General features: G+C 38.2%; 26 protein-coding genes and 1 riboswitch. Of the genes, 14 read left to right on the top strand and 12 right to left on the bottom strand.

Annotated elements, in window-relative coordinates; all coding sequences use genetic code 11:
- Positions 1–410 precede the first annotated feature (410 nt).
- The 3 genes from LAV82_RS22800 (at position 411) to LAV82_RS22790 (ending at position 3,225) form a co-directional block, all read left to right on the top strand.
- Positions 411–605 (top strand): hypothetical protein, encoded by a 195-nt coding sequence (locus LAV82_RS22800; protein ID WP_499716917.1) that lies wholly within the window; start codon positions 411–413, stop codon positions 603–605.
- A 236-nt stretch (positions 606–841) separates the two neighbouring features.
- Positions 842–2,428, top strand: a complete 1,587-nt coding sequence (locus LAV82_RS22795; protein ID WP_013059576.1) for an AMP-binding protein — start codon at positions 842–844, stop codon at positions 2,426–2,428.
- A gap of 119 nt (positions 2,429–2,547) precedes the next feature.
- Complete coding sequence (locus LAV82_RS22790; RefSeq protein WP_013059577.1) at positions 2,548–3,225, top strand: MgtC/SapB family protein; 678 nt, start codon at positions 2,548–2,550, stop codon at positions 3,223–3,225.
- A gap of 26 nt (positions 3,226–3,251) precedes the next feature.
- Here LAV82_RS22790 and LAV82_RS22785 read toward each other — a convergent pair whose 3' ends face one another.
- The 7 genes from LAV82_RS22785 to LAV82_RS22755 all read right to left on the bottom strand — a co-directional run bounded on the left by LAV82_RS22785 (position 3,252) and on the right by LAV82_RS22755 (position 9,121).
- The gene (locus LAV82_RS22785) at positions 3,252–3,860 is read right to left on the bottom strand and encodes an NAD(P)-binding protein (RefSeq protein WP_211078541.1); all 609 of its coding nucleotides are present in this window, start codon (positions 3,858–3,860) and stop codon (positions 3,252–3,254) included.
- On the bottom strand, positions 3,841–4,608 hold the full coding sequence (locus LAV82_RS22780; protein WP_499716916.1) for a sirohydrochlorin chelatase: 768 nt from the start codon (positions 4,606–4,608) through the stop codon (positions 3,841–3,843). The genes LAV82_RS22785 and LAV82_RS22780 overlap by 20 nt, the downstream gene beginning before the upstream one ends.
- Before the next feature lie 13 nt (positions 4,609–4,621).
- Entirely contained in the window at positions 4,622–5,401 is a 780-nt protein-coding gene (gene cobA, locus LAV82_RS22775) for a uroporphyrinogen-III C-methyltransferase (protein WP_013059580.1), read from the bottom strand.
- Positions 5,402–5,492: 91 nt separating this feature from the next.
- Positions 5,493–6,092 (bottom strand): adenylyl-sulfate kinase, encoded by a 600-nt coding sequence (gene cysC, locus LAV82_RS22770; RefSeq protein ID WP_014457932.1) that lies wholly within the window; start codon positions 6,090–6,092, stop codon positions 5,493–5,495.
- 12 nt (positions 6,093–6,104) lie between these two features.
- Complete coding sequence (gene sat, locus LAV82_RS22765) at positions 6,105–7,256, bottom strand: sulfate adenylyltransferase (protein ID WP_211078542.1); 1,152 nt, start codon at positions 7,254–7,256, stop codon at positions 6,105–6,107.
- Positions 7,257–7,308: 52 nt separating this feature from the next.
- Entirely contained in the window at positions 7,309–8,388 is a 1,080-nt protein-coding gene (gene cysP, locus LAV82_RS22760) for a sulfate permease (RefSeq protein ID WP_013059583.1), read from the bottom strand.
- A 19-nt stretch (positions 8,389–8,407) separates the two neighbouring features.
- Positions 8,408–9,121 carry a phosphoadenylyl-sulfate reductase gene (locus LAV82_RS22755; protein WP_025601286.1) on the bottom strand — a complete coding sequence of 238 codons (714 nt, stop codon included), beginning with the start codon at positions 9,119–9,121 and terminating at the stop codon, positions 8,408–8,410.
- A 254-nt stretch (positions 9,122–9,375) separates the two neighbouring features.
- A riboswitch (SAM riboswitch) is annotated at positions 9,376–9,478 on the bottom strand.
- Positions 9,479–9,790: 312 nt separating this feature from the next.
- Between LAV82_RS22755 and cdaS the strand changes: the two genes are divergently transcribed.
- The 3 genes from cdaS (at position 9,791) to LAV82_RS22740 (ending at position 11,754) form a co-directional block, all read left to right on the top strand.
- Positions 9,791–10,417 carry a sporulation-specific diadenylate cyclase CdaS gene (cdaS, locus tag LAV82_RS22750; RefSeq protein ID WP_025601284.1) on the top strand — a complete coding sequence of 209 codons (627 nt, stop codon included), beginning with the start codon at positions 9,791–9,793 and terminating at the stop codon, positions 10,415–10,417.
- A gap of 97 nt (positions 10,418–10,514) precedes the next feature.
- The gene (locus tag LAV82_RS22745; protein ID WP_013059586.1) at positions 10,515–10,898 is read left to right on the top strand and encodes a VOC family protein; all 384 of its coding nucleotides are present in this window, start codon (positions 10,515–10,517) and stop codon (positions 10,896–10,898) included.
- A 67-nt stretch (positions 10,899–10,965) separates the two neighbouring features.
- Entirely contained in the window at positions 10,966–11,754 is a 789-nt protein-coding gene (locus LAV82_RS22740; protein WP_025601282.1) for a potassium channel family protein, read from the top strand.
- A 9-nt stretch (positions 11,755–11,763) separates the two neighbouring features.
- Here LAV82_RS22740 and LAV82_RS22735 read toward each other — a convergent pair whose 3' ends face one another.
- The 4 genes from LAV82_RS22735 to LAV82_RS22720 form a co-directional block, all read right to left on the bottom strand.
- Positions 11,764–12,168 carry a YugN-like family protein gene (locus LAV82_RS22735; RefSeq protein WP_016765797.1) on the bottom strand — a complete coding sequence of 135 codons (405 nt, stop codon included), beginning with the start codon at positions 12,166–12,168 and terminating at the stop codon, positions 11,764–11,766.
- 48 nt (positions 12,169–12,216) lie between these two features.
- On the bottom strand, positions 12,217–12,417 hold the full coding sequence (locus tag LAV82_RS22730; protein ID WP_244856619.1) for a hypothetical protein: 201 nt from the start codon (positions 12,415–12,417) through the stop codon (positions 12,217–12,219).
- Between the two features lie 130 nt (positions 12,418–12,547).
- Positions 12,548–13,897, bottom strand: coding sequence for a glucose-6-phosphate isomerase (locus tag LAV82_RS22725; protein ID WP_013059589.1), 1,350 nt, complete (start codon positions 13,895–13,897; stop codon positions 12,548–12,550).
- A gap of 245 nt (positions 13,898–14,142) precedes the next feature.
- Positions 14,143–14,391 (bottom strand): hypothetical protein, encoded by a 249-nt coding sequence (locus LAV82_RS22720; RefSeq protein WP_499716915.1) that lies wholly within the window; start codon positions 14,389–14,391, stop codon positions 14,143–14,145.
- 214 nt (positions 14,392–14,605) lie between these two features.
- Between LAV82_RS22720 and LAV82_RS22715 the strand changes: the two genes are divergently transcribed.
- Genes LAV82_RS22715 through mnhG form a run of 7 tightly spaced genes read left to right on the top strand, consistent with a single transcriptional unit; the run spans position 14,606 to position 20,359 of the window.
- Positions 14,606–17,011, top strand: coding sequence for a Na+/H+ antiporter subunit A (locus tag LAV82_RS22715; protein ID WP_499716914.1), 2,406 nt, complete (start codon positions 14,606–14,608; stop codon positions 17,009–17,011).
- Positions 17,008–17,430 carry a Na(+)/H(+) antiporter subunit B gene (locus LAV82_RS22710; protein ID WP_013085301.1) on the top strand — a complete coding sequence of 141 codons (423 nt, stop codon included), beginning with the start codon at positions 17,008–17,010 and terminating at the stop codon, positions 17,428–17,430. The genes LAV82_RS22715 and LAV82_RS22710 overlap by 4 nt, the downstream gene beginning before the upstream one ends.
- Positions 17,430–17,771, top strand: coding sequence for a Na(+)/H(+) antiporter subunit C (locus LAV82_RS22705; protein ID WP_013059592.1), 342 nt, complete (start codon positions 17,430–17,432; stop codon positions 17,769–17,771). The genes LAV82_RS22710 and LAV82_RS22705 overlap by 1 nt, the downstream gene beginning before the upstream one ends.
- Positions 17,761–19,245, top strand: a complete 1,485-nt coding sequence (locus tag LAV82_RS22700; protein ID WP_013059593.1) for a Na+/H+ antiporter subunit D — start codon at positions 17,761–17,763, stop codon at positions 19,243–19,245. Before LAV82_RS22705 ends, LAV82_RS22700 begins: the two co-directional genes overlap by 11 nt.
- Positions 19,246–19,251: 6 nt before the next feature.
- Positions 19,252–19,728: a Na+/H+ antiporter subunit E gene (locus tag LAV82_RS22695; RefSeq protein WP_499716913.1), complete on the top strand. Its 477-nt coding sequence runs from the start codon at positions 19,252–19,254 to the stop codon at positions 19,726–19,728.
- Positions 19,729–20,013 carry a Na(+)/H(+) antiporter subunit F1 gene (locus LAV82_RS22690; protein WP_013059595.1) on the top strand — a complete coding sequence of 95 codons (285 nt, stop codon included), beginning with the start codon at positions 19,729–19,731 and terminating at the stop codon, positions 20,011–20,013.
- Positions 19,997–20,359: a monovalent cation/H(+) antiporter subunit G gene (gene mnhG / locus LAV82_RS22685; protein WP_013059596.1), complete on the top strand. Its 363-nt coding sequence runs from the start codon at positions 19,997–19,999 to the stop codon at positions 20,357–20,359. The genes LAV82_RS22690 and mnhG overlap by 17 nt, the downstream gene beginning before the upstream one ends.
- Before the next feature lie 44 nt (positions 20,360–20,403).
- Here mnhG and LAV82_RS22680 read toward each other — a convergent pair whose 3' ends face one another.
- Positions 20,404–21,567, bottom strand: a complete 1,164-nt coding sequence (locus LAV82_RS22680) for an iron-containing alcohol dehydrogenase (RefSeq protein WP_013059597.1) — start codon at positions 21,565–21,567, stop codon at positions 20,404–20,406.
- 220 nt (positions 21,568–21,787) lie between these two features.
- On the opposite strand from LAV82_RS22680, the gene LAV82_RS22675 reads away from it, so the two are divergent.
- Positions 21,788–22,018: a DUF378 domain-containing protein gene (locus LAV82_RS22675; RefSeq protein ID WP_013059598.1), complete on the top strand. Its 231-nt coding sequence runs from the start codon at positions 21,788–21,790 to the stop codon at positions 22,016–22,018.
- Positions 22,019–22,049 lie beyond the last annotated feature (31 nt).

The following is a 22,049-nucleotide window of genomic DNA, read 5'->3' as shown; positions in this document are numbered from 1 at the left end:
CATGTATTAGGCACGCCGCCAGCGTTCATCCTGAGCCAGGATCAAACTCTCCGAAGAAATGTTTGACTTGCTCAATTAAAAAATAAAATTTAACGTTGACGTTTGTCGCTTTGTTCAGTTTTCAAAGTTCAACCGCCGCTCTTAAGCGACTCTACTATCATAACAAGTTGAAACCTAGTTGTCAACAAGTTTTTTTATTTGTTTATCACTTCGATGTTTACTTTAGCAGTTCATCTTAGCGACATTTAATAATATACCACGCCTTCTTTTATTGTGCAATAGTTTTTCGATATATTTTTAAAAACTATTTTTTTGCAAACGAAACGTTAGCCAATTAATAGATACTAGCATATCTAGAGCCATACTAGCATAATGTCTATTAAATCCTTATCCGCCAAGGAGGCGTTCACTTGGATACCTTAATTGCAGCTGCACTCTATTTGTCCTTTTGTATGTCTATTCTCTTAATTTCACTTGCTTATTGGGAATCAATTAAAATGTCTAATAAAGAAGGCAGAGTCAACGGCCTTTCATTTATTTCACTTTCAACATTCAGCATGATTTTTTGTTTGTTTACTTCATATTTTTATACCATTCTTTATTAACATGCGTTGTCTTCTTATAACAGGGAGACATTTCTTTATTTTATTACAATATTCGCATTCCGTATACTTACTTGTTGAAATCAATGTGATAAATCTAGTTCCTTCCCTTTTCTATATGCAGTGTAAAGTGAAGGAATTTGTCGAATGGTTTTTTGGAACACTTCCTTTAAATTTGATAAACTACTTTTAGAAAACGCTTTCACATATACTTTAACATTATTCAAGGAGGAAACCAAATGAAACCATTGCTTGAATTAACGGTTGGAGAACTTTTAAAAGAAAGCACAAAAAAGTTTGGGCATCAAGAAGCGGTTATCTACTCTGAACAAAATATTCGCTATACGTATGCGGAATTTTATCAAGAAACCTCTCGAGTTGCAAAGGCACTTCTAGCCACCGGTCTCAAAAAAGGCGACCATATCGCTATCTGGGCTACCAATGTGCCGGAATGGTTGCTTCTTCAATTCGCAGCAGCTAGAATAGGCGCTGTTTTGGTTACCCTTAATACAAGTTATCAATCCTCTGAATTAGAGTATGTATTGAGTCATTCTGATACAACAGCGCTATTTTTCATTGATGAATTTAAAAGCACTTCTTATACGTCTATTATCACCAGTATTGAACATAATCTTCCCAAACTAAAACATCTTATAAACTTAAGTGGATCAAGCGAACATACATCTTGGAACGAGTTTTTAATGAGTAGCTTAATGGTATCGGATGAGGTTCTCGATAAGCATGAACAATCCCTACATATCCATGATGTTATCAATATGCAATATACTTCCGGAACAACAGGTTTTCCAAAAGGAGTTATGCTCAGTCACCATAATATAGTAAACAACGGCTTTTTAGTTGCTCAGTCTATGAAACTGACTAACGAAGACCGCTTATGCATCCCAGTTCCTTTCTTTCATTGCTTCGGATGTGTGCTGGGTGTTCTAGCATGCGTATCTGTAGGTGCTACTATGCTACCGATTATTGAATTTCAACCTGCCTCTGTTTTACGCACCGTAGAGAACGAAAAATGTACAGCTCTTCACGGTGTACCAACTATGTTTATTGCGGAATTAAATACGCTTGACTTTCATCAATATGATTTATCTACTCTTCGCACAGGAATCATGGCTGGTTCTAATTGTCCAGCAGAAGTAATGAAACGAGTCATACATGACATGGGCATCAATGAAATTACGATCGCCTATGGTCAAACCGAAACATCTCCTGTAATCACCCAAACAACCCCAACTGATTCTATCGAGCGGCGAGTACAAACGGTTGGCAAAGTTCATAATCATGTACAGATTCAAATTATTAATCCAGTTACAGGTAAACCAGCTTCTTTCGGAGAACAAGGAGAACTTTGTGCAAAGGGATATTTAACAATGAAAGGATATTACAAAATGCCGGAAGAAACAGAAAAAACAATTGTAGAAGGTTGGCTACATACAGGAGATTTAGCTACCATCGATAAAGATGGCTATGTAAAAATTACAGGACGTCTAAAAGATATGATTATTAGAGGCGGAGAAAATATTTACCCAAGAGAAATTGAAGAGTTTTTATATAGAATACCCGAGGTAGAAGATGTGCAAATTGTCGGTATTCCTGATCCAAAGTATGGAGAACGAGTTGCTGCATGCATTAAACTCAAGCAACATTCTTTTCTTACCGCTCAAGAAATCAAAGACTTTTGCAAAGGTAAGCTTGCTCATTTCAAAATTCCGGAACATATTTATTTTATAGACGACTTTCCCATGACGGCATCCGGCAAGATTCAAAAATATAAATTAAAAGAAAAGATCGTAGCGCTTTATAAATAATCAGATTTTTTTGAATTTCACCTGTCATTATGAAGAAAAGTTTACTATACTGATACATATCTGTTTTTCTTCTTTCATACAGATATAAACAACAATGTTTATTGAAATAGGTGAAAATAATGGAAAATGAAATGTTGCTCAAATTAGGGATTTCCGCTGTACTTGGTCTTATTATTGGAATTGAAAGGGAACTAAAACGAAAGCCTGTTGGTTTAAAAACATCTCTCGTAATTTCCATTATTAGCTGTTTACTCACGATTGTTTCGATTGAGTCTTCTCAAATCTTTAATAAAGGTGATCACATCACAATGGACCCGCTTCGTCTGGCCGCTCAAATTGTTTCTGGAATTGGTTTTTTAGGGGCTGGTGTCATTTTACGAAAAGAAAATGACAGCATCTCAGGGCTTACAACAGCGGCTATTATCTGGGGAGCAGCAGGTATAGGGATTGCTGTAGGTGCAGGGTTTTATCCTGAAGCTATTACCGGAGTTGTACTGCTCATCATCAGCGTTGAACTTCTTCCCTTCCTTATTACTATTTTGGGGCCTAGGCAACTGCGCGAGAAAGAGCTTATTCTTCAACTCAAGCTAGCGGATAAGCACAATATCTTTGATACAACTAATAGCATTAGAGAAAAGAATATTACAATTAAAAATATTCGAATCAAAGATTTAGACACCAATGAATTGTATATACGAATGAAAGTGTCAGTTAATAACCAGCGCCCTACTACAGAAGTGTATTACGAAATTCAAAAAATCAGCGGTATTCGAAGCATTGAAGTTGAAAATGTATAAATAAAAAACGGCCAATTGGCCGTTTTTTATTTATATTTTTCAATCTGCTGTAAAAATTCCCGCTGTTTTACTAGAGACAGCCGGTATTGATCATTGATAATTTCTGTTAATAACTCATGTTTACGGCTCTTTGGCACATTCAATCTGTGGATAAGAACTCTGCATTCATACAAAAATTGTGTATACTGTGTGTAACTCTCATCATAATTTGAGGATAAGTCTTCTTTGATTCGTTTTGTCAACAAAGGACTAGCGCCATCTGTGGATATTGCTAGCGATAATCTCCCTCTAGAAAACTGTGCAGGAATCTGAATATTTCCATCGGAAAAACTGCTGGCCATATTAACCAACTGATCATTTTTAATATGCTGCTTAACAAACTTATTCACAGCTTGATCATTTGTAGCCACAACAATTAAAAAGACATTAAGTAAGTCTTCTTCTCCTACTTTTTTTCTTTTTACACGCAGCTGATCTTTAGCTTCCCATTCATTTATTTCGGCTGAAACAGTTGGAGCAACCACTGTAATGGCTGCTCCTTCTTGTAAAAAACCTTTAATTCTACGAGTTGCGATTGTCCCCCCCCCAACTACTAAGACCGAACGACCCTTTAAATCAAGCATAACGGTATACATCGTATTGATTTCCTTTGCTCGATAATAACGTTTTTACTTGGTGACTTAAAATGTGTGCAAGCCCATCATGATAACCTAGGTAGTTGGCTAAGATAAACTGCTGGGCATCTGTTGATAGCTGCTCCAATTCTTCCTTAATTTCGTTCATTAAAATACCGGTAAACAAAAGGTACGGAAGAACGAATACTTGCTTATACGAAGTTCGTTTAGCAAGGTGCACGCCTTCTTTTAAATTAGGAGAAGCCGCAGCTAAATAGCATGTGCTCACTTCTTTAAAAGCACCTTTCCCTTTTAGCAGTTGAGCTATTTCGTTAAAATCTTTTTTTACAGCAGGATCACTGCTTCCTCTGCCGACCAACAATATCATCGAATCTTCATGCTTATCCACATTGGTTTCCTTGATTCTCTCTACCAAGATATCAACAATTCGTTCGTCTACGCCGAACGGTTCTCCGTACAGCACTTCTACCTGGGGATAACGTTCATATACTTTGTGTATTTCTTCGGGTATATCATGCTTTGCATGCGCAGCTGTTAATAACAGAAGAGGCACAATCGCAATACGAGTAGCACCTTGTTCAATACATGCTTCAAATCCTTGTTCAATAGTGGGGGAAGCTAGTTCTAGGAAACAAACTTCTTGAATCGGTACATCTAGATTTTTTTTACATCTTTCAATAAAAGCAACTGCCTGATCAGCGCCTTCTTTTACGCGGCTGCCATGGCAAACATATAAAACTGCATCCATATAATCAACCTCTTTAGTAAGCTTCTTGTGCAAACGAATAGTAATGCTGTCCAGTCTTCTCAAACCAATTTAATCGGTCATGAAAATTCACAACTTCACCAACGATAATCATACTTGGATTTTCAATTTGTTCTTCTTTAACAATATCAACAATTGTACCAAGAGTTCCAGTTACAGTGCGCTGGTCCGCACATGTTCCCCAGTGAATCAATGCAATTGGCGTAGCTGAAGTTTTTCCGTGTTTCATTAACTGTTGGCAAATGTACGGTAAGTTCCGCACCCCCATATAAATTGCAAGAGTATCTACACCTTTGGCTAGGCTATCCCATTTGATTGCATCATGCTCGCTATCTTTACGATGACCTGCTACAAAAGCAAAGCTTGCGCTGTATTCCCGGTGAGTGACAGGGATTCCTGCATAAGCAGCGGCTGCGATGCCTGATGTAATTCCTGGAACAATTTCAAATGAAATGCCCTGCTGCACGAGAGCTTCTGCTTCTTCCCCTCCGCGTCCGAAAACAAATGGATCTCCGCCTTTTAAGCGCGTTACAATTTTTCCTTTTTTAGCGAATTTCACTAAAAAGTTGTTAATTGTTTCTTGCTTGAGGGTATGATAGTTCGGAAGCTTTCCGCAGTAAATGATATCTGCATCACTTTTAGCATACTCCAGCAGGTCCTTATTCACTAAACGATCATATAAGATAACATCTGCTTGCTGAATTGCTTTCAACCCTTTTAATGTAATTAAATCTGGATCTCCCGGTCCTGCACCGACTAGATATACTTTCCCCATGAATGCCTTTCACCCTTCCATCATTTCCACGTCTCCGCAGCGCTCCCACATTTTAATTTGAATTAGAACAGCGGACAAAGTCCGCTGTCATTTAGATAAATTTTCGGTTAGCTAAATATTCAATAACAGTTTGTACACATTCTTCTACAGACTGTGTGCTTGTATTAATTGTTAATTCAGGGTTAGCCGGTGACTCATACGGAGAATCAATTCCTGTAAAATCACGAATTTCTCCGCTTCTTGCTTTTTTATAAAGGCCTTTTGGATCTCTTTTTTCACATTCTTCTAACGGACACTCCACGTATACTTCCAAAAATTCATTCCCCTCTAAGATCTCACGCACTTGAGCGCGGTCCTCTTGGAATGGAGAGATAAATGCTGTGAGTACCACTTGACCGCTGTCTACAAATAGTTTAGAAACCTCACCGATACGGCGAATATTTTCTGTACGATCTTCAGCAGAAAACCCTAGATTCTTATTTAAGCCGAAACGAACATTGTCACCATCTAATACATAGTTGCGAATATTTTTATCAAAAAGCGCTTTTGCCACTGCGTTTGCTACGGTAGATTTACCTGAACCCGAAAGACCTGTAAACCATAATACAAAACTGTGATGATTATTTTGCTCGCGTCTTTCCTCTTTTGTAATTCCAGCATCATGCCACGTAATGTTTGTTGATTTGCTCACTTCAACCGCTCCTTATTTTGAAGATACTTTTTGTTTTGCTAATCCTTTAATTAACACTTCAATTACTTCTTTACGGCTGAATGTGCTTGGTGGCACTTCTCCGTTACGAAGCATTTCACGTACCTTTGTTCCAGATAGAATCATATGATCTTCCTTGCTGTGAGGGCATGTTTTCGTTGATGCCATCGCTTCACACTTCTTGCAATAGAAGCTGTGTTCAAAGAATAAAGGTGTAATTCCTAATTCATCTGCTGTAAAGTTACTGAAGATTTTTTGTGCGTCATATGTTCCATAGTAGTCACCAACACCAGCGTGGTCACGGCCTACAATGAAATGTGTGCATCCAAAGTTTTTTCGAACCATTGCATGGAAAACAGCTTCTCTAGGTCCAGCATAGCGCATCGCAGCAGGGAAAACTGCTAAAGCTACACGATCGCTAGGATAATAGTTCTCTAAAAGTACTTCATAACTTTCCATACGGATATCTGCTGGGATATCATCTGACTTTGTTTCTCCTACAAGTGGATTTAAAAACAGGCCGTCTACAATTTCTAATGCCGTTTTTTGAATATATTCGTGCGCACGGTGAACAGGGTTACGAGTTTGGAATCCAACAACTGTTTTCCAACCGCGTTCTTCAAATGCTGCTCTTGTTTCAGTAGGATCTAGGTAATACTTTTCAAAACGCGTTTTAGGTGTACGTTCTACAAGTACGATTGGACCTGCTACATATACATTTGGGCGCTCCATCATTTTTTTCACGCCAGGATGAGCAAGTTCTGCCGTGCGGTACACGTTCTCCGCTTCTTTTTCTTTATTTGGCGTATATACTTCAGAAACTTCTAAAACACCATACGTTACGCCGTTTTGAACAAGTTTTACTTTGTCGCCAATGTTTAATTCTTTAGCTTGCTCTTCTGTTACAGGAAGAGTGATAGGAATACTCCATACTGTTCCATCTGCTAAACGCATATTTTCAACAACTGATTGATAATCTTTTTCTCCTAAAAATCCTGTAATTGGGCTGTAAGCACCAATTCCAATTAGTTCTAAATCACTTAGGGCCATGTTATCTACTTCGATTTCTTTTGTTAGTGACGTGTAGTCATATGTTGGTTGATATAAATTAATTAATTCTCCACCGTGTGCTTGAATTGTTGTCATTTTGTAAAGTCCTCCTTAAATAATTAACACAATATAATAAAAAGCACTTGAATCACGCAGTCATTTTTTCTTTTTCTGACTGCAAGCTTGCTCTTTTTCTTCTAGTCGCTCTAGCTAAGCTTAAAACACCTGCTGTGGCAATACATCCGCTAGCTAGCACCACAAATGAATATAAGTCGCTTTCAAGTACTAATTTCACAAGAACATATGAGATTACGAGTGAAAATACAGGGGATACCACCCAAACCTTTAACATTTGAATGACCACTTCGCGCTGTTCTTTCGTGAATCCCGTTTTCGCTGCTCCTATTCCAATAATAGAAGACGTAGTGACCTGTGTAAGCGGTACTGGCAAACCAAACAGTGAAGCGACTGTGACAAGAGAAGCACCAGTACCCGAGATAATGCATCCTTCTCCTACAGAATAGCGAGTAATTTTTTTCCCGTTTGTTTCAATAACTCGGCCTCCTAGTAAAAGAGCTCCGAGCGCCACTGCCAATCCTCCTGCTATGACACCCGTTGTGGCATCCATTAATCCAGCTCCTACTAGAGGACCGACAGCATTTGCCACGTTATTCATTCCAGCTGAGAAGGCTTCAAAGAATCCCGTCGCTATAACTAAAATCGTTAAAACTCTTTTCCACTTTCCCTCTGCTTCTTTTTTATGCGCTCTGCGTTTTATCACTTTTCCAATCAAAAAAGCAATGACAAATGAAACTAGTGGAACAATAATCCAAAAAGACATGACAACTAAAAGTTTTTCCACATACAGAGATTGATAAGCTACGCCTACTCCAACAACTGAACCAACCGTTACTTCACTTGTTGATAGAGGAATACCAATTAAATTCGCGAAAAAGAGTGACAGCGTTGCAGCAGCCAGAATGATAATAACTAATTCTACTGATAGCAATTTTTCAGGTATGATACCTGAACTGATGGTTTTTACCACCTCGCCGCCTCCGATAATGGCTCCGAGCACAATACCTACAGCACAGATGAACAGGGCTACTCTTCGCTTTTTAATCGCACCGGAGCCGTATGAAACGCCCATAGCTGCTGCTGCACCGCTTGCCCCAATATTCATTGCAAAAAAAAGCGCAATGATAAAGGCAACATATAAAAGCATCATTTATTCAGCTCTTTCGTATTTAAGATTCGTGTAATCCGCATTCAACTTTTTGTGTACCTGCCCATCTTCCTGAACGTAAATCGTCTACATTGTAGGCAGGTGCGGTACAGGGTTCACAGCCGATACTTGGGTAGCCTTGATCATGAAGTTTGTTATATGGCAAATCATGCTTATACACATAGCGCCAAATTTCCTTCCAAGACCAATGAATTAACGGACAAACTTTCACCTTCTTGAATTTCTCATCCTTATTAAAGTAATTCGTGCTGGCACGAGACTCAGACTGCTCGCGTCTCAAACCAGAAATCCACGCATCATAAGGAGCAAGAGATTCTCTTAATGGAATGATTTTTCGAATTTGACAGCATAAGTTAGGCTGACTCTTCCAAAGCTCATCTCCATGTTTTTCAGCTTGTTCTGCAAGAGTTAAATCCGGTTTTTTCATATGAATACGTAAATCAGGGAAGCGTTCTTTAATTGCATCAATCACTTCATATGTTTCTTTAAAATGAACGCCTGTATCTAAAAAGACAATTTCAGCATCTTTTTTCACTTTTGAAATTAAATCAATTAACACGATCCCTTCGATCCCAAAGCTTGATGCATAGATAATTGAATCTCCGTAGGTATCATACGCCCACTGCAATGCTGAAAGGGCTCCTTTTGTTTCATCTTCACTGTCGAACTCTGGAAACGTATCACTCCAGTTTTCGTACGTATATAAGTCTGCCATTTTCTTCACTCCAATTCTTAGTTATCCGCGTTATCCAATAAAAAAAGACGGTTTTACCCACTAGAATTGGATAAAACCGCCTCTAGTGTGTCTAGTCAGCGAAACTATTTAATTCTTACTTTGCTTCGACATGCCCAAAGATTTGTTTTAAGTCGGGGGTTACAGTCATTGGTGTCCCTCCTCAAATTATCGCTTGCGCTATATCAAAATAAAAAGTCTTCCATATTGAAAGACTGGGTAGGCAATAAATTTTCACCTTATCTTTCAAAATGATACACACTTTGCTGGAATTAGCACCTTGCTAAGCAGGTTGCCGGGGTTCAACGGGCCAGATCCCTCCACCACTCTTGATAAGCATTTTTAAAAAATTTTAGCATATTTAGAATATTTGTCAACATTAAAAATTATATATCCGATAAGAAAACTATACTTTAAATTCACAGAAATATCTATACTTTTATTTAAAACAACATATGTAAATTTAAACCAAATGTGAACATATCAGTTTATAAAACGCTTTCTTTTTCTCAAAATTTTTATATTCTCTTGCTAAATAAAACACAAAACCTCTCTATAAAATTAATAAGGGATTTATAAGCTTTACGGATAATTCACCCACATTAGCACACATTACAGATAACACTGACTGACAGATAGGAGCTATATAAGATGGAGAGACAACCTTTTCAATTAGACGATACAATTAAAAATAATGTGCGAACATATTTACAGCAGATTTCAACTGAAGCCTCTAATTTAATTAAACATTTAGACACGAGTGATCATTGTATACTATGTGATTTTGAGGAGATGCGAAAGTTATTTCAAGATGTTCAAGCTACGGCTGCCTCTTATTACTTGCGTCATTACTTATCGCCTTATACATTTGAATATGCTGCTCTGTCCTTAGCTATTCATAACCTTTCTGAGAAACGTCACGGCGCTTTAATTGTCATTGAACGGGAACAAAATGTAGACCCTCTTATTCAAAAAGGAATGCCTATTCAAGCTCCTGTCAGCGCTACGCTAGTTGAGACGCTGTTCTATCCAGGGACACCCTTACATGACGGAGCCGTCCTAATTAGAAATAATCAGCTTATCTCAGCTGCTAATGTTTTACCTCTCTCGTCTATTATTTCAACGACCAAAAAAATGGGAACACGTCACCGTGCAGCCATTGGAATGTCGGAAAAATCGGATGCATTAATTTTAGTTGTCTCTGAAGAAACAGGCAAAATTTCGTTTGCACTTGATGGAAGCCTCTACCCTATTCACTCCAGCAAAAATATGATTTAAGAGCCCTTTCCTGATAAGCAGCCCTATATTGACTTCTATATCCTTTCTCTTTAATATATTTCATAGTTTTTACATACTATAGATACGGGTGATGCATATGACAATTTTAAAATTTGAACATGTAGGCGTTCAAGTAAAGGATATAGAAGAATCTATTGAGTTCTATACGCAAAAAGTGGGATTAGAGCTCATCGAAAAACTACCACATACCGATCCGTCTTTGAAGCTAGCTTTTCTAGGTTTAGAAGGCAATGTAATTGTAGAGTTAATTCAAGGGTATAACTCAAGCTTACCTAACGAAGGTAAAGTTCATCATTTTGCGCTGGCAGTAGATGGAATTGAAGAGGAGTTTGAGCGTTTAAAATCAGCAGGCGTTTCATTTGTGGAAGAAAACATTGTAACTTTGCCAAATGGAGCAAGATACTTATTTTTCTACGGTCCAGACAAAGAATGGATTGAATATTACGAAGTAAAAAGATAAAGATATCTTATACCTTCAGTGAAAAATGGTCATACTGTGGCTATGACTAATCACTGGAGGTTTTTTTATGATGGAATGGCTATTATTTCGACTTTTTCGTCGTTCTATTTTAGTGCGGCTTCTTTTTATTATCGGCTGCCTTGTTCTGCTTTTCGGCATGCTTATACATTTCCTAGAGCCGCAAACGTTTGGGAATGTGTTTGAAGGAATTTGGTGGGTTATTATTACAATCTCTACTATAGGGTACGGTGATTTTGCTCCGACCACTACGATTGGAAGGATAGCTGCAATTATTTTAGTCCTGATCGGAACGGGATTTATTACCACTTATTTTGTTACGCTTTCGAAAATTGCTGTTTCCGCTGAGAGCGCTTATTTGGAAGGAAATTTAAAATTTTATGGAAAAGATCATTTCATCGTTGTTGGGTGGAATGAGCGCGCCAAACTCGTGTTAGAGTCTTATCGCGACGCATTTCATAAAGAAGACATTGTTCTTATCGACGACTCTCTGACTAAAAATCCCATGATTTGTGATCGCGTTCATTTTATTAAAGGAAGTCCCTCTCATTATGAAGTATTAGAACTTGCCAACGCTCGGTACGCAAAAAAAGTGCTGATTACTGCCGATCAACATAAGACAGAAGAATATGCAGACATGAATACTATTGTTACGTTAGTCGCGCTGCAAGGATTGAACCCTTCTATTTACAGCATCGTTGAACTGTTAACAAAAAAGCATATTCAAAATGCACAAAATTTGGGGGTGAATGAAATGATTAAAACAAACGAGTTGATTAGTCAAGTCATGTACGAACATATTTTTGTGAAAAAATCAGAGAGTTTAAAAAAAGAATAGTTCCTTCAATTACTGAAGCAGCGCATCTTCTGCCTCTCTAATTAGCTCTTCTCCTAAGCTGATATACTTTTCTGGAAATGAAGCGTCTGCGTCTTGGGGTTCTGCAAACTGATTAAATGAAGCACTCACATTTCCATTGTGAACATCGTCATCTAGACCAATTTGATATTTATGTGAAAGTAAAAATGGCGTGCCAATCTGTACAGTTGTTCCTTTAGAATCCAGTTCTCCATTCGTAGCTGTAAACGGGATACGTAAAAACTGATAGCCGACTTCATCATTCATCTTATAGTCGAATGAACCATGGTCATAATCCCAATTCCCTCCAATGTTATACCCAAGCGGCTTAAGCGTTTTTTCTAATTCGTAAAGCTTGAATAATGTGCCCTCTAATCTTGAAGATAATTCAATCATGTTATCCCTCCTCTGTTTTAACATGTCCTCTTTCCAGCGTTTTATCCTTTATCTCAAAAGCAAAAAAGAGGTTGAGACATAACTAAATAAATCCAACCTAAAGACGAACAAACTGGATAAAGTAGCTCGTATAAATCGCTTGTGACACCGTGATGTCCGTGCAAGGCTTCGCTTTCCGCGGGCAGGCGCTGAGCCTCCTCGTCGCTTGCGCTTTTCCCCGCAGGAGTCTTCGCCTTGCCCTCCAATCAACTGCTAGAAGGACCTAAACAGATGAAACTATATTCACCATAACAAAAAAAACGAACCACTAATCAAACATGTTGATCAATGGTTCGTTTTCCACTTGGGCTAAAATACTTTTGTACCGCCCTCTTTTTGCTTACTTCAAACGCTTTTCTAATTCTGCTTTTTTCTCTTCAAAACCAGGTTTTCCAAGAAGAGCAAACATATTTACTTTGTATGCTTCTACTCCCGGCTGATCGAATGGGTTTACGCCTAATAAATAGCCGCTGATTGCACATGCTTTTTCGAAGAAATATACAACATATCCGAACGTATACTCATCTAGCGCAGGGATGTTCACAACTAAGTTTGGAACGCCTCCATCTGTGTGAGCAAGCATTGTACCTTGGAAGGCTTTTTTATTTACAAAGTCAACTGTTTCACCAGCTAAGTAATTTAATCCATCTAAGTCCGCTGCATCTTCTTCAATTGTTAGCTCATGACGAGAATCTTGAACTTGTACAATTGTTTCAAAAATATCACGACGACCTTCTTGTACATATTGACCTAAAGAATGAAGATCCGTTGAGAAGTTAGCAGATGAAGGGTAAATACCTTTTTGATCTTTTCCTTCACTTTCGCCAAATAACTGTTTCCACCATTCAGCAAAGTATTGAAGAGCTGGTTCATAGTTAATCAGCATTTCAATTGTTTTTCCTTTATTATAAAGAACATTACGAGCTACAGCATATTGATAAGCTGGGTTCTCTTCTAGCTCTGATGATGAGAATGCTTCTTGAGCATCAGCTGCCCCTTTCATCATTTGTTCGATATCAAGACCCGCAGCGGCGATTGGTAATAAACCAACTGCTGTTAATACTGAATAACGGCCGCCTACATCATCTGGAATAACAAATGTTTCATAGCCCTCTTCATCCGCTAATGTTTTTAATGCGCCACGCGCTTTATCTGTTGTTGCATAAATGCGCTTGCGTGCTTCTTCTTTGCCATATTTCTCTTCTAATAATTTACGGAAGATACGGAAAGCAATCGCCGGTTCTGTTGTTGTACCAGATTTTGAAATAACATTAATAGAGAAATCTTTATCTTGTAAAACATCCATTAAGTCTTTCATGTATGTTGAGCTGATGTTGTTACCAGCAAAAATAACTTGCGGAGTTTTACGCTGTTCTTTTGATAATGTGTTATAGAATGAATGCTGAAGCATTTCAATAGCAGCACGAGCACCTAAGTAAGATCCTCCAATACCGATAACAATTAATACATCTGAATCAGATTTAATTTTTTCTGCACTTTTTTGAATGCGTGCAAACTCTTCTTTGTCATACTCCGTAGGAAGGTCGACCCATCCTAAAAAGTCGTTTCCAGCACCTGTTTTCTCATGAATTGAATGGTGAGCTACTTTCACGGCATCACGTAAGTATGTAAGTTCATGTTCACCAAAAAATGATAACGCGTTTGAATAATCAAAACGAACATGTGTCATAGTCTGTTCCTCCATTAAAATATCTTTATTTTTCACTTTATCGAAACTGTTAGCTGAATTCAAGTGAATCCACTTACAATTTGACACAATCATTATAGTTTGTTGAAACTGCAATCATTGTATGTACCCTTTTATTTAACGATAAATTCAGTTGTGAAGTCAACTAATGTTCTTTGATTACAGGACGTAATTCATGCACGATTACGCAAATAATAAGCAAATAAAAAACGACTACAGAGTGGTCTTCAATCGTTTTTTATTTGCTTATCGGGTGGTGCAATATAGTTCATTTCACCTATCTTCACATATTGTCTCGGTTTATAAGAGGCTTTTAAAAGGGAAAAGTCTATTGATATGGAATTTTCAGCTTGGTTTTTAGAAGTGAGTAGCATCCTGTTTTCTTCTTTCATTTCCAAGTGATTATTCAGCACAAATCCGCCCAGACATAATGCGGTAAAAATGAGAAAACTGATGGCTATTTGTTTCCTATACATTTCCATCACCTCACTCTTAGAGTGACAATTTCGAGTGATTTTTATACGTCCAAAAAAATTTTTTTATGTTTTTTTTATGGATTTTGTGACGAGTTTCTATTTATTTAATAAGGTTTGAAAAATCCGATGATACTAAGAAATAGCATGGATGCATGCATAATTAAATTATTATATAATCGGTTACAGAATTGAATATCACAAGGAGGTTTGTCTTTTGTCGTGGTTGCACTTGGTGATTTTATCGCCTTTTTTATTAGCCTTTTTTGTCCCCCTTCTGTATAGGAAATTCCAGCGTATTCATACAGGGTGGTTCGTTTTACCTCTTCCACTTGTGTTGTTCATTTATTTCACACAATATATCAGTGGTGTTTCTAAGGGGGAAACATATCTACATTCAATGAAATGGATACCTAGTCTGGGCATTAACTTTGATACCTATGTGGATGGACTTGGTCTTCTGTTTTCTCTATTAATCACCGGAATTGGGACACTTGTTATTCTTTACTCCATTTATTATCTTTCTAAGACAAAAGAAGCACTGCATTCGTTTTATGTCTATTTGCTTCTTTTTATGGGGTCGATGCTAGGAGTTGTATTATCAGACAACCTAATGAGCCTTTACAGCTTTTGGGAATTAACAAGCCTTTCATCTTTTTTATTGATTGGTTATTGGTACAAACGAGAGAAATCTCAATACGGAGCCTTAAAATCTATGCTCATTACCGTATTCGGAGGACTTTCCCTTTTAGCAGGAATTGTGCTTTTATACGTTATGACAGGTACTTTCAGCATACGCGAAATTATCTCAAACGTAGATGTAGTCACATCAAGTCATCTATTCATTCCAGCTCTAGTCCTCATTTTATTAGGGGCCTTTACAAAATCTGCTCAGTTTCCTTTTCATATTTGGCTGCCAGATGCAATGGAAGCTCCAACCCCAGTGAGTGCATACCTTCATTCAGCCACAATGGTAAAAGCGGGAATTTATCTTTTAGCAAGACTCAGCCCTGTTTTCTCTATAAGCGCCACTTGGTTTTTTACTATTTCAATTATAGGACTAATTACACTGTTTTGGGGCTCGTTTTCAGCAGTAAAGCAACAAGACTTGAAAGGGATTTTAGCTTTTTCAACCATTAGTCAGCTCGGGATGATTATGTCACTTATAGGAGTAGGTAGCGCAGCTATTCACTATAATTTTTTAGACGATAATATCTACTTAGTAGCTCTTACTGCAGCGGTTTTCCATTTGATTAACCACGCTACCTTCAAAGGCAGCTTGTTTATGGTAGTAGGCATTGTCGATCATGAAACAGGCACGCGTGACATTAGAAAGTTAGGCGGGTTAATGAGCTTCATGCCTGTGACATTTACCATTGCTATCATCGGGGGATTTTCAATGGCGGGTCTTCCTCCTTTTAATGGATTCTTAAGTAAAGAGATGTTTTTTACAGGCATGGTAAACGTGACAAAAATGGATATGTATAGTATGCAGACGTGGGGAATTTTGCTGCCTATCATCGCTTGGTTAGGAAGTATTTTCACTTTCGTCTATAGTATGATTCTTGTCTTTAAAACCTTTACAGGCAAATACCGGCCCGAAAAACTAGAAAAGAAGCCGCATGAAGCACCAGTAGGGATGCTTATTTCACCTGTTATTTTAGCATCACTGGTTGTTATTTTTGGCTTTGCTCCTAATTTATTAGAATCAACCCTTATTGAGCCAACAATGGCCTCTATCGCACCTAGCCTGCTAGCTGAAGGTAAAGAATATCAAGTGCATATTAAATTTTGGCATGGCTTTACCCCAGAATTATTTATGACGCTAGGGGTCATCATATTTGGTATTTTGTTATTTATGACGATTCAAAAGTGGTCAAAAATTTATACACGATTCCCTTCTTCTTTAACGCTTAATAACGGCTATAATTATGGAATTAAAGGGATAGAAAAAGGGTCAACACGTATCATGAAAACATTAATGACAGGATTTATTAGAGACTATCTTTTAATCATTTTTACTTTCATAGGCATTTTACTTCTCGTAACGCTCTTTTCTCAGAATGCCTTTGCGATTGATTTAAAAGATACTGCTTCTATAGGCGTTTATGAAGCCATATTAGCAGTCGTAATGGTTGCGGCTACTATTACAACTTTATTGGCAAAATCACGCCTCACAGCCATTATTTCGCTCGGAGTTGTCGGGTATACGCTCTCTTTATTTTTCGTATTATTCCGAGCTCCTGACTTAGCTTTGACTCAATTAGTGATTGAAACTGTATCGGTATCCCTGTTTTTACTATGTTTCTACTACTTGCCGGAGTTTCGGAAGCGAAAAGTAAGGGTGAAGTTTCAGTTGCCAAACTTACTGGTTGCTCTTCTTGTAGGAACGACTGTTACACTGCTTGGCATATCAGCAAACAGTACGAAACTATTTGAATCGATTTCACATTACTTTATTGAAAACAGCTATGAAAAAGCAGGCGGCGAAAACATGGTGAACGTAATTCTTGTTGACTTCCGCGGATTTGATACATTATTTGAAATTACCGTACTTTGCATAGCAGCTCTTGCTATCTATGGCATGATTCGTCTTCGGTTAACAAAGGAGGAAGAAGAGTGAAAAAAAATGATTTGATACTACAAACCACAACGAAAGTAGTCACGTTTATTATTATCATTTTTGCCATTCATCTTTTCTTTGCAGGTCATTATACACCGGGGGGAGGGTTTGTTGGGGGACTTACTACCTCAGCAGCCCTTGTATTACTACTGCTGGCTTTCGATATAAAAACCGTATCCAAAGTCATCCCATTTGATTATAAGAAGGTCGCGGCTTCCGGACTGCTGCTAGCTATTTTAACGGGGCTTGGGTCATTTATTTTCAAAGTTCCATTTCTAACTCACACATATAGCTACTTTAACCTTCCCCTTCTCGGGAAAACATCTTTAGCTACCGTTGTACTGTTTGATTTAGGTGTATATCTAGTAGTAGTTGGTGTTACGATGACCATTATTCAAACGATTGGAGAGAGTGAATAGTGGAAATATTAATGTCCATAGTGGCAGGGATTCTATTCACTGCCGCTGTATATCTCATGTTATCCCGCAGTTTACTGCGAATTATTATTGGAACAGGTTTATTAAGCCACGGCGTTCACCTGTTGATTTTAACGATGGGCGGATTAAAAGGGGGGAGTGTTCCCCTTCTGGGAGAAAAGGCTTCTTCTTATACAGATCCTTTACCTCAAGCCCTAATTTTAACTGCCATTGTCATAAGCTTTGGCGTCACTTCTTTTTTCCTTGTACTAGCTTACAGGGCTTATCAAGAACTCGGAACAGACGATATGGACAAGTTAAGGGGAAATGAACATGACGAGTAATTTTGTAATCATCCCACTGCTTATCCCGTTTGTTGTAGGTGTTGTGCTCATTTTTTTCAAAGACAATATTAAACTTCAAAGGATAATCAGTGTTTTATCATTAATCACCACCACTGCTTTTGCTTCCTATTTAGTACAACTGGTTCAATCAAAAGGTGTTTTAACTCACGAGCTTGGGAACTGGAAACCTCCTTTTGGAATTATTCTAGTAGCGGACATGTTCGCGTCCCTTCTCGTACTTACTGCTAGTGTGGTAACACTATGCTGCGTTCTTTTTGCTTTTCATACAATTGGGGAAAAGCGTGAACGTTTTTACTTTTATTCATTTGTGCAATTTTTATTAGTAGGCGTATTCGGCGCCTTCTTAACAGGTGATATCTTTAACTTATTTGTCTTTTTTGAAGTCATGCTTATGTCTTCGTACGCTCTTATTGTAATTGGCGGTACAAAAGCACAGCTTCGAGAGTCACTTAAGTATATTTTAGTCAACGTCATTTCATCCGCTTTGTTTGTCATTGCCGTTGCTTATTTATATGCCGTAACAGGAACTCTCAACATGGCGGACCTTTCACAGCGAATTGCTGAGGCGAACCAGCCGGGAATTTTAACAACCATTGGCATGCTTTTATTTATCGTCTTTGCCTTAAAAGCAGCTTTATTTCCAATGTATTTCTGGCTTCCAGGTTCATATAGTGCGCCTCCACCCGTTATTATCGGGTTGTTTGGTGCTTTGCTCACAAAAGTAGGCGTTTATTCGATTTTCAGGACTTTCACTTTACTGTTTTACCATCATCCTGAATTTACTCATCAAATTATCGGCTACGTTGCGCTTTTGACTATCGTTGTTGGTGCAGTAGGCGCCATTGCTTATTCTGATGTAAATAAAATCTTAATTTATAACATTATTATTGCTGTCGGAGTCATAGTCTACGGAGTGACCTTGACAACAAACGCAGGTTTTGAAGGAGCTATTTATTATTTAATTCACGACATGATTATTAAAGCAGCTCTATTCCTTCTTGCTGGAAGCATCATTCGAATAACTGGAACAACAAAATTAAAGAAAATGGGTGGGTTAATTAAAGACTATCCGCTGCTTGGCTGGATGTTTTTTATCGCTACTATTTCGTTGGCAGGAATTCCTCCCCTAAGCGGCTTTATTGGAAAATTCCTTTTAGTTCAGGGTGGCTTAGAATCAGAGAGCTACACGTTTGTAGGAGTTTTACTAGTTTCAAGCCTGCTTGTTTTATATTCTGCCATTAAGATTTTCATGAGCTGCTTCTGGGGTGAACCTAAGCTTTCTTCTGAGCATGGAAAAGTATCCCTTAAAGGTATTCTATACCCATCCGCTATCTTACTTGCTGTTTCTGTCTTTTTAGGACTAGGTGCAGAAGCTGTTATTCCTTATGTGTCAACAGCCGCTCAAACGCTTATGGATCCTTCAATTTATATCCAATCGGTGTTAAAGGAGTAGATCTGCATGTCATTTCAACTATTATTAAACGTAATCATTGCATTCACATGGATGTTTTTGAGAGGGATTTGGACACTCCCTTCCTTTATTATAGGTTTTTTCTGGGGAGCGGTACTGCTGTTTGTTTTCCGCCGTTTTTTTCACAGGCGTTTTTACTTGCATAAAGTGTATGCGATCATTAAACTGCTGTTTATTTTCATACGAGAATTATTCAAAGCCAATATTGCAGTGACTAAGGATGTATTGCGCCCTAAATTAAATATTCAGCCAGCCATCTTTGCAATGCCAACCCGTCTGGAGAGTGAATGGGAAATTACCATTCTTTCTCTTTTAATTACGCTAACGCCAGGCACACTGGTGATGGATGTGTCAGATGATAATTCTACTATCTATATTCATGCAATCAATACAGACGATATTGATGACATTATTATAGATATTCAGCAAACATTCGAAAAAGCCATTATGGAGGTGAGTCGTTAAATGCTCGATATTTTTTTAAACGTTTCGCTCATTCTCATTTCTGCTTCAACTATTGGATTTGTTTATCGAGTGGTAAAAGGTCCGTCAACTGCTGATCGAGCAATGGCCCTTGATGCTATTGGAATTAACATCATTGCCATCACGGCCATCATCTCGATTATTTTTCGAACGCAGGCTTTTTTCGAAGTCATTTTACTGCTAGGCATCATAGCCTTTGTAGGTACCGTTGCTTTTTCTAAGTTTTTAGAGAAAGGAGAAGTGATTGAATATGAACGTGATCAGTGAAATCATTGTAGGAGCTTTGGTACTAATAGGGTCTCTTCTGACAGTTGTGACCATGATTGGGCTTATTCGCTTGCCTGATACGTATACAAGAAGTCACGCTGCCTCCAAAAGTGCTACCTTAGGCGTCCTGTTTATATTAGTGGGCTGCTTACTCTACTTTTGGATTGACACCGGCCATATTAGTGCACGGTTAATTTTAGCGATTGTCTTTGTGTTTATCACCTCTCCTATTGCTGGGCATTTACTAGGAAGAGCGGCTTATTACAGCGGAGTTCCTCTTTCTGATAAAACCGTTCGGGATGATTTGAAAACCAAACAGCAGAAAAAGCTTACCCATGATGAATAGAAAAAAACGCCGTGCGGCTTGCACGGCGTTTTTTATCGAGAATCTTATAAAGAAGCGCGTAGGATTGCTAGTACATCTTCTCTGTTTAATTTTTTAAATTTACCAAATTCACCTTTAGCCATTGCACGATCAGCCATAAGATCTAATTTGTCTTCACCAATATCATAATCAGCTAAGCGAGTTGGTGCACCTAGGCTTGACCAGAATTCACGAAGCTTATCAACACCTTCAAGTGCTACTTCTTTATCCGTCTTGCCTTCCGTATCTACGTTAAATACGCGTACAGCTACTTGCTTGAAGCGATCTACGTTCTCATCCATTACGTGTTTCATCCAGTTCGGGAATAAAATTGCCAATCCACCTGCATGTGGAATGTCATATACAGCTGATACCGCATGCTCAATATTGTGAGTAGCCCAATCCCCTTGGTGTCCCATTTGTAACATACCGTTTAATGCGATTGTCCCATTGTATAAAATCGTTTCACGTAACTCGTAGTTCTCTAAGTCGTTTAATAATTTTGGTCCCGTTTCAATAACCGTTTGCAGTACTCCTTCACACATGCGATCTTGAAGCGGCGTATTTGTTGCAGCATGGAAATATTGTTCAAATACGTGGCTCATCATGTCGACCATGCCATAAACTGTTTGATTTTTTGGTACAGTAAATGTATTAACGGGATCTAAAATAGAGAATTGAGGGAATGTTGCCGGACTGCCCCAGCCGTATTTTTCTTGTGTTTCCCAATTTGTAATAACAGAACCAGCATTCATTTCTGAACCTGTCGCTGCTAATGTCAGCACTGTTCCAAATGGAAGAGCTTCAGCTGCGAATACGTCGCGGTTAATGATGTCCCATACGTCTCCATCATATTTTGCGCCTGCTGCGATTGCTTTTGTACAATCGATTACGCTTCCTCCACCAACTGCAAGTAAAAATTCAATACCGTTTTCTTTACAAATATCGATTCCTTTGCGAACAGTTGTCAGACGAGGATTCGGCTCTACTCCCGCTAACTCATGTACTTCTGCATTCATGTCATTCAGTACATCCATTACTTGATCGTATAAACCGCTGCGTTTTACGCTTCCTCCGCCGTATACTAATAATATCTTTTTACCAAAGCGCCCTGCTTCTGTTTTTAATTGCTCTAATTGACCTTTACCAAAAATTAATTTTGTAGGATTATAAAATGTAAAATTGTTCACTATAAACTCCTCCTTACGAGCTTGATTACATGCATCATTATGAAGAACAACTTTTTGATTGTAAAGAAAATTGACTTCCTAAAGATTATTCCCTGTTGACTAGACGCTCACCCCATCCAAATCAACGTTTATTTGTCTGTATCTTCCAAAAGTAAATATGCATATTTCCCTCAAAAAAAAGCAGGCTAATAGGTGAACTACAAAACAAGGAGGGTTCATCATGAGTGGTATTCAACGTATTGCGCTCGTATTAACGATTATTGGAGCAATTAACTGGGGACTTATTGGCTTTTTTCAATTTGATTTAGTAGCAGCAATCTTCGGCGGTCAAACATCTGCTTTCTCCCGCATTATTTATGGATTGGTTGGAATCGCAGGACTGATTAACCTAGGTCTATTATTTAAACCTTCTGCTGAAGTAGAGCGTACAGAACCTAGAACGGAACATTAAAAAAAGAAGGATAGCTAAGCTATCCTTCTTT

It is taken from the genome of Bacillus sp. ILBB4, from assembly GCF_035064545.1.
Taxonomy (GTDB): Bacteria; Bacillota; Bacilli; order Bacillales; family Bacillaceae_H; genus Priestia.
This window is presented reverse-complemented; position numbering and strand designations above follow the sequence as displayed.

Coding starts and splice junctions, on each gene's coding strand:
- LAV82_RS22795 (WP_013059576.1), top strand. CDS start 842: ATGAAACCATTGCTTGAATTAACGGTTGGAGAACTTTTAAAAGAAAGC.
- LAV82_RS22790 (WP_013059577.1), top strand. CDS start 2,548: ATGGAAAATGAAATGTTGCTCAAATTAGGGATTTCCGCTGTACTTGGT.
- LAV82_RS22785 (WP_211078541.1), bottom strand. CDS start 3,860: ATGTATACCGTTATGCTTGATTTAAAGGGTCGTTCGGTCTTAGTAGTT.
- LAV82_RS22780 (WP_499716916.1), bottom strand. CDS start 4,608: ATGGATGCAGTTTTATATGTTTGCCATGGCAGCCGCGTAAAAGAAGGC.
- cobA (WP_013059580.1), bottom strand. CDS start 5,401: ATGGGGAAAGTATATCTAGTCGGTGCAGGACCGGGAGATCCAGATTTA.
- sat (WP_211078542.1), bottom strand. CDS start 7,256: ATGACAACAATTCAAGCACACGGTGGAGAATTAATTAATTTATATCAA.
- cysP (WP_013059583.1), bottom strand. CDS start 8,388: ATGATGCTTTTATATGTTGCCTTTATCATTGCGCTTTTTTTTGCAATG.
- LAV82_RS22755 (WP_025601286.1), bottom strand. CDS start 9,121: ATGGCAGACTTATATACGTACGAAAACTGGAGTGATACGTTTCCAGAG.
- cdaS (WP_025601284.1), top strand. CDS start 9,791: ATGGAGAGACAACCTTTTCAATTAGACGATACAATTAAAAATAATGTG.
- LAV82_RS22745 (WP_013059586.1), top strand. CDS start 10,515: ATGACAATTTTAAAATTTGAACATGTAGGCGTTCAAGTAAAGGATATA.
- LAV82_RS22740 (WP_025601282.1), top strand. CDS start 10,966: ATGATGGAATGGCTATTATTTCGACTTTTTCGTCGTTCTATTTTAGTG.
- LAV82_RS22735 (WP_016765797.1), bottom strand. CDS start 12,168: ATGATTGAATTATCTTCAAGATTAGAGGGCACATTATTCAAGCTTTAC.
- LAV82_RS22725 (WP_013059589.1), bottom strand. CDS start 13,897: ATGACACATGTTCGTTTTGATTATTCAAACGCGTTATCATTTTTTGGT.
- LAV82_RS22720 (WP_499716915.1), bottom strand. CDS start 14,391: ATGTATAGGAAACAAATAGCCATCAGTTTTCTCATTTTTACCGCATTA.
- LAV82_RS22700 (WP_013059593.1), top strand. CDS start 17,761: ATGACGAGTAATTTTGTAATCATCCCACTGCTTATCCCGTTTGTTGTA.
- LAV82_RS22695 (WP_499716913.1), top strand. CDS start 19,252: ATGTCATTTCAACTATTATTAAACGTAATCATTGCATTCACATGGATG.
- LAV82_RS22690 (WP_013059595.1), top strand. CDS start 19,729: ATGCTCGATATTTTTTTAAACGTTTCGCTCATTCTCATTTCTGCTTCA.
- mnhG (WP_013059596.1), top strand. CDS start 19,997: ATGAACGTGATCAGTGAAATCATTGTAGGAGCTTTGGTACTAATAGGG.
- LAV82_RS22675 (WP_013059598.1), top strand. CDS start 21,788: ATGAGTGGTATTCAACGTATTGCGCTCGTATTAACGATTATTGGAGCA.